6 protein-coding genes and 2 pseudogenes are annotated in these 11,325 nt (G+C 70.6%); 5 read left to right on the forward strand and 3 right to left on the reverse strand.

Annotated features, from left to right (window positions below; all coding sequences use genetic code 11):
- Positions 1 to 612: 612 nt before the first annotated feature.
- Positions 613 to 1,881, forward strand: a complete 1,269-nt coding sequence (locus AB0L56_RS17980) for a bifunctional GNAT family N-acetyltransferase/ATP-binding protein (RefSeq protein WP_361023489.1) — start codon at positions 613 to 615, stop codon at positions 1,879 to 1,881.
- Positions 1,882 to 2,021: 140 nt separating this feature from the next.
- On the opposite strand, the pseudogene AB0L56_RS17985 reads toward AB0L56_RS17980, so the two are convergent.
- A pseudogene (locus AB0L56_RS17985) lies at positions 2,022 to 2,359 on the reverse strand (transposase); the annotation flags it as partial.
- Here AB0L56_RS17985 and AB0L56_RS17990 point away from each other — a divergent pair.
- Positions 2,358 to 2,855 (forward strand): hypothetical protein, encoded by a 498-nt coding sequence (locus tag AB0L56_RS17990; protein ID WP_365424381.1) that lies wholly within the window; start codon positions 2,358 to 2,360, stop codon positions 2,853 to 2,855. The pseudogene AB0L56_RS17985 and the gene AB0L56_RS17990 sit on opposite strands and share 2 nt — an antisense overlap.
- A gap of 42 nt (positions 2,856 to 2,897) precedes the next feature.
- Here the strand turns inward: AB0L56_RS17990 and AB0L56_RS17995 are convergent, their stop codons facing one another.
- Positions 2,898 to 5,117, reverse strand: a complete 2,220-nt coding sequence (locus AB0L56_RS17995; protein ID WP_365424383.1) for a WD40 repeat domain-containing protein — start codon at positions 5,115 to 5,117, stop codon at positions 2,898 to 2,900.
- Complete coding sequence (locus AB0L56_RS18000; protein ID WP_365424385.1) at positions 5,114 to 7,195, reverse strand: ATP-binding protein; 2,082 nt, start codon at positions 7,193 to 7,195, stop codon at positions 5,114 to 5,116. Before AB0L56_RS18000 ends, AB0L56_RS17995 begins: the two co-directional genes overlap by 4 nt.
- A gap of 130 nt (positions 7,196 to 7,325) precedes the next feature.
- On the opposite strand from AB0L56_RS18000, the gene AB0L56_RS18005 reads away from it, so the two are divergent.
- The 3 genes and pseudogenes from AB0L56_RS18005 (at position 7,326) to AB0L56_RS18015 (ending at position 11,226) form a co-directional block, all read left to right on the forward strand.
- Positions 7,326 to 8,792 carry a hypothetical protein gene (locus AB0L56_RS18005; protein WP_365424387.1) on the forward strand — a complete coding sequence of 489 codons (1,467 nt, stop codon included), beginning with the start codon at positions 7,326 to 7,328 and terminating at the stop codon, positions 8,790 to 8,792.
- Between the two features lie 495 nt (positions 8,793 to 9,287).
- Positions 9,288 to 10,088 (forward strand): annotated as a pseudogene (locus AB0L56_RS18010) (ATP-binding protein); the annotation flags it as partial.
- 317 nt (positions 10,089 to 10,405) lie between these two features.
- A protein-coding gene (locus tag AB0L56_RS18015; protein ID WP_365424389.1) for an IS5 family transposase occupies positions 10,406 to 11,226 on the forward strand; the annotation gives its coding sequence in 2 pieces (ribosomal slippage) (positions 10,406 to 10,769 and positions 10,769 to 11,226; 822 coding nt in all).
- Positions 11,227 to 11,325 lie beyond the last annotated feature (99 nt).

Below are 11,325 nucleotides of genomic sequence, written 5' to 3' on the forward strand. Positions count from 1 at the left end.
CCGCCCGGGGCCGGAAGGACCGTTCGGGTCACTTCGTGCGTTCCCAGTCATGGAAGGCCCTCCCCATCGAGGTGCCGCTCACCGGCAGCCTGTACCCGGGCACCTTGCAGCACGTGAGGAGAGCGGTGGTATATCGGCAGTAAGTGGCCAAGAGACGCCTTTCCATGAGCCGGCATGGTGGCCGCACGCATAGCCGGGTCTCGAACTATGTTGTCTCGCCACATGTGCGCCTGACCTGCGGATTCCTACGGTGTGGCGACACGCAACCGTCCCCGTCACTCCCCAGGAAGTGGTGCCGATGTCGTCGCCCGCAACCGCTCCACCGGCCCCGAACAAGCTCAAGCGCATCGTCGCCGCGTCCCTCATCGGCACCACCATCGAGTGGTACGACACCTCATCCGATCGACGCTAGGACCTGCGGTTTTCCATGCTTTCGGCCTACGCGGTCAGCACGGAACCAGCACCGGGTTGATGGCGTGCCGGCTCGGTGCTGAACGACCTGCTCCGCGGCGCGATCGTCCTGACGGACGTTCCGCGCGGGGAGGGCTTGTCGCGCGCGTCCTCCGTGCAGCGACCGATGATGGGAGTACGACCGAACACGCGGAGCTGATCATGATGGGTTGGCGGGTCAGGGACTACTCCCCGGACGATCTCGAGGCGGTGGTCCGCGTCGATAGGGAGAGCGGCACGACCGAGGAGCCGCCGTTCTTCCCGCTCTCGGTCGCCGTGACAGCCCTCCAGGCCCGCCACCCGGCTGTCGTGGCCACGGCGGACGACGTCCTGATCGGCGCTGCGGTGAGCCGGGTGGAGAGCGACCGGGCATGGATCCTTCGCATCTGCCTGGCGCCAGGCTGGCGGCAGCGCGGGCTGGGCAGTGCCCTGATCACAGCTCTTGAGCAGCGGCTCTTCGCCGACGGCGTCCGGGCAGTGCACGCCGCGCTGCCAGAGGGCGAGACCGGTGCCACCGCTCTGCGGAACTGCGACTTCGATGCCCGCCCCGGGCTGGTCTTCTTCGAAAAGCGCGGGCCGGTGACCCCGCAGTCGGCCGGTACGCTGTCGTCGCTGGGAGCGGAGCTGCCGCCCGGGGGACTGTGGCAGAAGGTCGCGGGCATGCAGAAGGAGAAGCGGCTCATCGAGCGGCGTCTGATCCTGCCGCTGGCCCATCCCGAACTGGCCGCTCAGCACGGTGTCGAGCTGCCACGGGCGGTGATGCTGTTCGGCCCGCCCGGGACCGGCAAGAGCACGTTCGCACACGCGATAGCCAGCCGCCTCGGGTGGCCCTTCCTCGAACTGTTCCCCGCACGTCTGGCCGCCGAGTACGGCCTGGCGAGCGGGCTGAGCCGGCGCTTCGACGAGATCGCCCAGCTCGACCATGTCCTGGTCTTCATCGACGAGGTCGAGGAGGTCGCCGGGTCACGGAGCGGTGCGGACGCGACCGCGATCGGCGTCGTCAACGAGTTGCTCAAGGCGATCGTCCGGTTCCGGAGCCAGGAAGGGCGGCTGCTCGTCTGCGCCACGAACAACCTGATCACGCTCGACCCGGCCTTCCTGCGGCACGGCCGCTTCGACTACGTGCTGCCCATCGGCCCTCCCGACCACACCGCGAGGACCGCGCTGTGGGAGAGCTATCTGGACCGAGCGGGCGCGAAGGCCGACAGCGCGGCCCTCGCCTCCGCCAGCGAAGGGTTCACGCCCGCCGACATCGCACACGCGGCACGAACCGTCTCCCAGGCCCAGTTCGAGCGCACCTTCGACACCGGGACCCGGACCGCCGCCGCCACCGACGACTACCTCGGCACAATCCACGGCACCCGGCCCACGGTAAGCGCCGCCATGGCCCAGGAATTCGCCCAGCAGACGGAGAAGTTCGCCCGCATCTAGTAGGACTTGGTCAGGTTCGTATGGGTGTGGGTATGTCGCGGTGGCAGGTGGGGCAGGCGCCGGTCCACGTGGCGAGGAGTGTCTGCAGTTCGCGGACGGCCTGGTAGAGGCTCAGGCCGCGCTGGATCTTTTGGGTGGTGGGCCAGTCGTTGCAGGGTGCAGAATGCGTGGCGGCGGAGACGAGGGTGACGTGGTGGTGCCAGCCGGTCCAGGTGCGGCCCTCGAAGTGGGCCAGCCCCAGGGCCTGTTTCATCTCGCGGTAGTCGTGCTCGATGCGCCAGCGGAGCTTGGCCAGCCGTACCAGCGTCGCCAGCGGCATCCCGGAGGGCAGGCTGGAGAGCCAGAACTGCACCGGCTCGCTTGCGTCGGCCGGCCACTCGGCCAGCAGCCAGCGCTCGGGCAGCTCCGGGTCGTCGACGGCTCGGCGGATGCCGCGTCCGGCCGGACGGATCCGCAAAGCGACGAACCGCGAGTACATGCGTTTGAAGCCGCTGATCCCTTTGCCCGGACGGGAACCCGTCCAGCCCGGCGTCGACCAAGCGATCATCCATGCCTTCGAGCGGATCCTGACCGGCCAACCGCAGCGCACCAGCGGAGCCCTCACCGTCACCACGCTGTGCACCGAGGCCGGCATCTCCCGCGCCACCTACTACCGCTCACCCCTGGCAAAGATCATCACGGGCCTGTTCAAGGCGCCCGCCCCGCCCCGCCCGCAGACCGACATCCTCGCCGCCGAGATCACTCGTCTCAAGAACGCCGAGCGCGAGCTGCGCTCCCGCCGCGCAGCCGAGCGAGAAGAACTGCGCGCCACCATCGCCACCTACGCCCAGCACATCCAGGTCCTCACCCTGCGCCTGACCGAACTCGAAGCCGCCAAACGCCACCCTGCGCGGGCGGCTCGACGCCGCGATCACGCCCCTCCCCGTGCCGCGGTAACCTCCGCCCTGACGCCCAAGCAGGCGGCTCGGGTGTAGCCGCCAGGGTCCGCGGCCTCAGGTAAACCGGCGTCTAGTCTCTTACAGCCCCCGGCAATCCAGCAGCATGGCAGCGGCCCCGGCGGGACCGCTTATCGCCAGGAACACCGCGCCAGCTGTACCGGCTGCAGGCAGAGCGGTGAGGCTGGTTATGGGTGACCCGGTGATCAAAGTGAGCAGGAGCGATCTCGTGGCCGGGTCCCAGATCCGCACCGTACGGTCGTGGCTGCCGGTGGCCAGCAGGGTGCGCCCATCGGGTCCGGTGAAGCCCGCCACTGCATTAACCCAGCCGGTGTGGCCGGTCAGGGGCTCACCGGCTGGTTGTGCGGTGGCCGGGTCCCAGACCCTCACTGTGTGGTCGCCGCCGCCTCCGGTGGCCAGCAGTGTGCGCCCGCTCGGCCCGGGGAACACCGCCATCGCCGACACCTCGCCGGTGTGGCTAGTCAGGGGCTCGCCCACCGGCTGTCCGGTGGCCGGGTCCCAGATACGCACCGTCCCGTCGTCACTTCCGGTGGCCAGCAAGGTGCGCCCGTCGGGTCCGGTGAACGCGGCCGCCGCCCGCACCGGACGGGTGTGGCCGGTCAGGGGCTCACCCACCGGTTGTCCGGTGACCGGATCCCAGATCCGCACCGTCCAGTCGATGTTGCCCCCGGTGACCAGCAGGGCGCTGCCGCTGGGTCCGGTAAACGCCGCCACCGCATTCACCGCGCCGGTGTGGCCGGTCAGGGGCCCACCCACCCGTTGTCCGGTAGCTGGGTCCCAGATCCGCACTGTCTCATAGCTGCCGGTGGCCAGCAGAGTGTGCCCGTCGGGTCCGGTGAACGCCGCCATCGCCGACACCGGACCGGTGCGGCCGGTCAGGGCCTCACCGGCTGGTTGTGCGGTGGCCGGGTCCCAGATCCGCACCGTCCCGTCGTCACTTCCGGTGGCCAGCAAGGTGCGCCCGCCTGGCCCAGGGAACACCGCCACCACCTGCACCGTCCTGGTGTGGCCGGTCAGCAGCTCACCGGCTGGTTGTGCGGTGGCCGGGTCCCAGATCCGCACCGTCCCGTCGATGCCGCCGCCGGTGACCAGCAGGGCGCTGCCGTTGGGTCTGGTGAACGCCGCCATCGCCGACACATCGCCGCGGTGGCCGGTCATGGGCCCACCCACCGGTTGTCCGGTGACCGGATTCCAGATCCGCACCGTCCAGTCGATGCCGCCGGTGGCCAGCAAGACGCTGCCGTCGGATCCGGAGAACGCCACCACGGTGTGCACCCAGCCCCGGTGGCCGATCAGGGGCTCACCGGCTGGTTGTGCGGTGGCCGGGTCCCAAATCCGCACCGTCCCATTGTTCCCGGCAGTGGCCAGCAGAGGGTCTCCGTCGGGTCCGGTGAACACCGCCATCGCCGACACCGGACCAATGCGGCCGGTCAGCAGCTCACCCACCGGTTGTCTGGTGGCCGGGTCCCAAATCCGCACCCTCCCGTCGTCACTTCCGGCGGCCAGCAGAGTGTGCCCGTCGGGCCCGGTGAACGCCACCACCGCCCGCACCCGACCGGTGTGGCCGGTCAGGGGCTCACCCACCGGTTGTCCGGTGACCGGGTCCCAGATCCGCACCGTCCCGTCGATGCCGCCGGTGGCCAGCAAGACGCTGCCGTTGGATCGGGTGAACGCCGCCATCGCCGACACATCGCCGCGGTGGCCAGTCAGAGGTTCGCCTATTGGTTGTCCGGTGGCCGGGTCCCAAATCCGCACCGTCCCGTCGTCACTTCCGGTGGCCAGCAGGGTGCGCCCGTCCGGCCCGGGGAATGTGGTGAAGGCATGGATGGGGCGGTGGGTGTCGGTGAGGACGTTACCGGTGGTGTGCCAGGTGCTCCATTGGGGTGTGATGCGGGAGTTGGGAAAGGGGGTGGTGGGCGGGTGGGGGTGGGTGGTGTGGTGGGCGAAGTGGAGGCTGGTGGCGCGGGACGCTGGGTCGGTTTCGGGGGGGATGAAGGGTTCGATGCGGGCCCAGGCGGCAAGCCACACCTGGTGGGGGCTGTCGGTGACGGGCAGCCCGAGGCGGGCGCGGACGGTGCCGCTTGTCTCGTAGGGCAGGAGGGTCGGAGGCAGGTGGGTGTCGTCCAGGACGTGGCCGCGGGCGGCGTGGGTGGCCAGGTGGCGGCGGATGTAGGGGTGTGGTGGCAGTTCAGGGTTGGTGGTGCGGGTGAGGTCGGCCAGGCGGGCTGCGATGCGGGCGTGGACGGCTTGGGGGGTGTCGGCCGGGTCGGGGGTGTTCATATCGGTTCTCCCGGCGGGGACTGGGTGGGACTGGGTGGGCGGAGTTGGTGAGGCTGGTCGCGCAGGACTTCGGTGAGCCGTTCGTGCAGGGGGCGGTGGACGGTGCGGCCGTCTTCGATGTCCTGGGTGAGGTAGCCAGCCAGGCGGCTGTTCATCAGGTTGGTGATGGCCGCGTCGGGGTCGGTGATGTCGTGGCCGAGGACTGCTTGGGTGACGGCGGGCCAGATGTCGGCCCAGGGGATGCCAGCGCCCGGGGCGAAGGCAGCCGCGCGCAGGATGGCCAGGGCGGTGGCCGCGGGCAGATCCGGGCTGTCGGTGTCGGTGAGGTCTTGGCGCAGCAGACCGATGGTGCCTTGCTGCAGCAGGTAGTGCCATTGCGGGTCGCGGGCCAGGGCGGCGGGGTCGGGGGCGGTGCGCAGTTGGCCGGCGGCGATGCGGGCGTCGAGGAAGGACGGCGTGGTCCGTGCGGCGATCTCGGCACAGTTCTCCTCGTCGATGCTCGCCGTGCCGGTGAGCAGTGCGCGCAGGTAGGCCGTGATGCTGTGCAGGGTTTCCTCTGGGGTGTCGGTGCGGATCACGGTCGGGGCGGCGAAGGTGTCAAAGGTGGTGGTCAGCAGGTGGAGGAGGCTGCCGCCTGGTGCCGGGAAGGTGTGTCCGGGGTCGCCGTCCGGTGGGGTGTTGGTGCTGCGCACGCCGATGATCAGCCGGATCCCAGGATTGGCGGTCGGGGCGGTGCGGGGGGCCAGGGGGGCGATGAGCTGGGGGATGAGAGCGTAGGGGGTGGTGGCTTCGTCGAAGCCGTCGATCACGAGGGTCACGGGACGGCCTGGGCCGGCGCTGCTCGTGGTGAGGATCTGGTGGAGTTGGGTGCGCAGGGTCTCGGTGGTTTCCGGGCCGGTGGCGGTGGCCGGGGGGTGGCCGAGGGCGGTGATTAGGTCGGCCAGGATGAGGTCGGCGCTCTTGTTGCGGGCCAGGACAGCGGCGTGAATGAAGCCGGGGGGCGGGAGTGTGTCTTCGGGTGCGGCGGTGAGGGCGGTCCGGTAGTGGGGGTGGGTGCGGAAGGCGGGGTCGGTGAGGGTGACGGCGCGGGCGATGACAGCAGATTTGCCGCTGCCTGCTGTGCCGGTGACGATCAAGGCTCCGGGGCCCGGGTTGGTGAGGAAGCCGGCCAAGCGGCGGTTCACATCGGTGCGGCCGGAGAAGTACCAGCCGGGATCGGTGTCGTGGGTGCGGCCGCTGGCCCGCGAGAGCCAGTAGTCGATCTCGCTGCGGGTGGCCGCGACCTGGCGGCGGGCGGGGGCGATGAGGGTGTCGGGCGGGGTGTAGCCGGGGTTGGGCAGGCACCTGGTGCGCTGCCCGGGCCCGCCCCAGGCGGTCAGCAGGCTCATCGGGGTCGTCAATGGCTGGTCGCCGTGGCGGTGGGCGGCGCGGTCGAGTTCGGCCAAGAATTCCTCGACGGACAGGTGTTCGGCGGTGATGCCGGCGGTGGTCCGCAGTTGTTCGCGGGCACGGTCCAGCAGGATGGCCATGTCGCGGACCGCGACGGTCTCGGCGGCATCCGCGGTGGCGATCACGGCCAGGCGGGCGCCGCGGCGGCGTCGCAGCGCGATGTCGCGGGCGGCTGCGGCCAGTTCGGCGTCGATGCGGGCGCTGTGGCAGGTGTTGACGACGACCAGGACATCCCCGGCGTGGGAATCCAGGGCGGCCAGGACCAGGTCGCTGGTGCGGTAGGCGGTGGCCTGCAGGCGTTGGGGGTCGGTAGCGGGCAGTTGCAGGAAGTGGTGTCCGCTGCTGCCGGGCAGGCCGTGTCCGGTGATGTACAGCACCAGGGCATGCTCGGGCGGGGCTTCGCGCAGGTCGCTGGCGTGCAAGAAAGCGTCGATATCGTGGCGGGTGTGCAAGGGGGCGGCGTATTCGCCGGTGAAGCCGCGTTCGCCCAGGGCCGGGTCGGTCCACCAGGCGTGCACGGCCCGCAGCTGGTCCTTCACGCCCAGGCTGAGGCCGTCGTCGGGGTCGCCGTAGTCGTCGACGGCCACAGTCAGCAGGCGTAACCGGGTCGGCCCAGAATCGGTCGGCATTTGTGCGCTTATCCTCCCCCTGCACATTGCGTTCTGGCTATTGTTCCCGGCACGACGACATGGGGGGCACACAGTGGGAAATCCGGCAGGCGGCAACTTAAGCACACCCTGGAATCCGCCGGGTGCGGCGGTGGCCGATGCGACGCACGACGCGGTGGTGATCGTCCCGGGCATCATGGGCAGCGCCCTGAAGGAGACGGCCACCGGGCGACTGCTGTGGGGGCTGCAGGGCACCGCCTGGCTGAAAGCGTGGACGCGCGGAGACGGCCTGCTGCCCCTGCACCTGGATGAAGACGAACGCGCCGGCCGCTACGGGCGGATCACACCCGCCGGACTGCTGCGCTTCCCGGCATGGGCGCCGGTCCTCAAAGGCTTCGAGCCCTACAGCCGTCTCGTGCAGGCCGTGCGCGGCAAGGTCGTCCACCCGGCGGCGGTGCTGGAGTTCGCCTACGACTGGCGGCTGCCGGTGGAGCACAACGGGCGTCTGCTGGCCGAGGCCGCCCACCGCCACCTGACCGCCTGGCGTACCCACGACGCCCATACCGCCGCGCGGGACGTGTACGGAGACGGACGGCCGGCCCGGCTGGTGTTCATCTGCCACTCCATGGGCGGCCTGGTGACCCGCGCCGCCTTCGCCCACGCCACCGCTAGTGGCAGCAGCCTGGACGCCGACACCCGGGCCGTAATCACCCTCGGCACACCGTTCCACGGCTCGGCCAAGACCACTGTCATCCTGAACGGCAACCGCTCCGACCCCCTGCCGGTCCTGCCGCCCGGGCGTATGCAGGCACTGGCCGCCACGCTGCCGGGCGTGCACGACCTGCTGCCCGGCTACCGCTGCATCGACGCCGGCATGGACGGCCACCACCTGACCGCCGCCGACGTCGAGGCCATCGGCGGCGACCGCGACCTCGCGCAGGTCGCACTGGACTTCCAGCACCGCATGCGCTCGGTGGCCCTGCCCGGGCACCGGGCCGTGGCCGGTGTGGCCCAGCCCACCGTCCAAACCATCCGGATCGACGCCGGCATCGTCCACGAGCAGTACGAGGCGTTCGAGACCAACCGCGACGGCGAACTGGCACGCCACCGCGCCACCGGCATACCCATCCGCCGCAACCGGGCCGGGGACGGCACCGTCTACCGCGACATGGCCACCGTGCCCGGAGCCATCGAGACGGGAATGGCCCTCCAGCACGGCGCCCTGGCCAAGGGCTCCGATGCGCTGGCCTACATCCGTACCGTGCTGACCGAATACGACAAGGACCGCGGGCCCGCCCTCGGGCCGGGCGGGATCGGGCTGGAACTGCCCGACAGCGCAGACGCCGGAAAGCCCTGGTGGCTGCGCATCCACCCCGCACCCGACGAAACCCTGGACACCTACGCCGGCCTCTCCTGCACCCTCCACGATGCCGAGAGCGACCGCCTCCTCGCCACACCCCGCCTGGGCTGGCACGACGGCACTGTCGCCGCCCGCATCACCCTGCCCGCCCCGGGCCTGTACCGGGTCCGCGTCGACACCGGAGGCCCCGCAGCCGTCACCCAGCTCGTCCTGGCCACCCATCCCGACCTCGCGCACGATGACTCCCACAACACCTGACGCCGAAGACCCGGACTGGAACGATGAACAGGGCCGTGATGGCGGCCGCCCGGGCAACGACGGCGGGCAGCCGGGCGCAGACGGGGCTCTGGAGTTCTCCCCGTCGACATCGGCGCCTACCGCCACCATCCCCCGGTTCCCACCGAGGCGGAAATCCAGGCGGTCGCCGCCCTCCTGGCACCCTTCGGTGCCTTCAGCGTGCCGTGGGGCACGCGGCCTCAGGAGCGCGGTGCCGACGCCGTCCACGACCGTCTCGACCGCTGGGCCACCCCGCGAACGCCCGGTGACACGTTCTTGTACTGGGTCGGTCACGGCTCCAGCGACGGCGGACCCATCACCCTGCTCGCCCACGCCAACAGTCCCCACCCGCTCACCCACGGCGGCATCACCCCCCAGTACCTGCTGCAGTACCTCAAAACCCGCCAGGCACGCCGCGATGCCGGATGGGCGGTCGTGGTGATCGACTCCTGCACCAGTGCCCGCTTCGTCCAGCTGATGAGCGCCCAGGCCCACCTCGACGGCGATGTCGACAACTTCCTGGTGGTCGCCACCTCCCACGACGGCAGCACCACCCTCGGCGCGTTCCGCCGCGCCCTGCAAACCGCCTTGACCACGGCCTTCTTCGGCCAGGACAGCGTCGACCTGCGAGAGCTGGCCACCGAGCTCAACCGCGCCCGTGACGGCAGCCCTGCCCACGCACACACCACGGCCGGCCGCGCCCTGCTGCGCCGCACCCGCCCCACCCCCGCCACCACCCGCAACGTCCCCCTGGACGTGGCCGCCGAGATCACCAGCGTCCTGGACGGCCTCAGCGACGACGAGTGCCGCCACTTCCTGCCCAAAGCCGCTGGCGCAGAACTCGGCGAACAGAACTGGTACTTCGAAGGCCGCGACAGCGAACGCCACCAGATCCTGACCTGGCTCGACACCACCACCGGCGGAATGCTGGTGGTGACCGGCCCGGCCGGCAGCGGCAAATCAGCCCTCCTCGGCCACGTCCTCATCCACACCCGCCCCGAGGTCGCCACGCTCCTGACCCGCGCCGGGCACTTCGCACCCCTGCCCCCCGGCACCACCGTCCCGGAACACGCCTCCTTCGATGCCGCCCTCCACCTCACCGGCGCCACACCCCAGGACGTCCTGACCCGCATCGCCCACGCAGCCCGCATCCCACCACCACCGGCCACCGACCGCCTGACCGTGCAGACCGCACACGTCCTTGACCGGCTCACCGCCCCGAGCAGCCCCGACGCTCCCCCCGGGGGCCGGATCCGGCTGACGCTGCTGCTGGACGCCCTCGACGAAGCCCACCAGCCCCAGACCATCGCCGAACACATCCTGCGCCCCGTGGCCGCGCTGCCCGGGATCCGGCTGGTCGTCGGCACCCGCCGCTCCACCCTCGAATCCCCCGACCAGCCCCAGCCCACCGACCAGAACCTCATGACCGCACTCGGCGCCCTGAACCCCGCAGCCCACCCCGGCACCCGTGTGCTGGGCCTGTCCCGCGACCAGCAGGCCATGACCCGCTACATCCACCGCCGCCTAAAAGAGGAGCTAACAGAAAGAGTTCGTGAGGCCATATCTTGGCCCGGTGCCCGTTCGTTGGGCAGCCCATGGGGAAGGGAAACGGTCCACCGTGGCTGGTGTCGGACGGGTTGTGGGGGCGGATCGAGCCGTTGCTGCCGGTTCGGACCCGGCGGCCCAGGTACCCGGGCCGGCTGCCGCTGGACGACCGCAAGTGTCTGCAGGGGATCCTGTTCGTCCTGCATACGGGCATCCAGTGGGAGTGGCTGCCACAGGAGCTCGGTTTCGGTTCGGGCATGACCTGCTGGCGCCGGCTGCGGGACTGGCATGAGGCCGGCGTGTGGGACCGGCTGCACCAGGTGCTGCTGACCGAGCTGCATCAGGCGGGGAAGCTGGACTGGTCGCGGGCGGTGATCGACGGCTCGCACCGGCAGGCGCGTCGGGGCGGCCCAAAACGGGGCCGAGCCCGGTCGACCGTGCCAGACCGGGCTCGAAACACCACGTGATCACCGACGGGAACGGCACCCCGCTGGCCGTCACGCTCACCGGCGGCAACCGGCACGATGTCACCCAGCTGCTGCCCCTGCTGGACGCGATACCGCACCTCAAGGGCCGACGGGGCAGGCCCCGCCACCGACCGCGGCAGTTGTTCGCCGACCGTGGCTACGACTACGACAAGTACCGCCGCCTGCTGTGGAAACGCGGGATCAAGCCCGTCATCGCGCGGCGCGGGGTGCCTCATGGATCAGGGCTCGGCACCGTCCGCTGGGTGGTGGAGCGCACGAACGCCTGGATTCACGGCTTCCGCCGCCTGCGGATCCGGTGGGACATCCGCGACGACATCCACGAGGCCTTCCTCAAGCTGGCCTGCTGCGTCATCACCTACCGACGTGTCCAAGCATTGTGTTAGCTCCTCTTAGAGAGCGTCTGATCACCGTTCAGGCTGTTGTGGCAGTCATGTCCGTTTCGATTCGCCAGGTTGGCGTGGATTCTCCCGTCAGTTCGCGGG

The organism is Streptomyces sp. NPDC052079 (assembly GCF_040680275.1).
GTDB lineage: Bacteria > Actinomycetota > Actinomycetes > Streptomycetales > Streptomycetaceae > Streptomyces.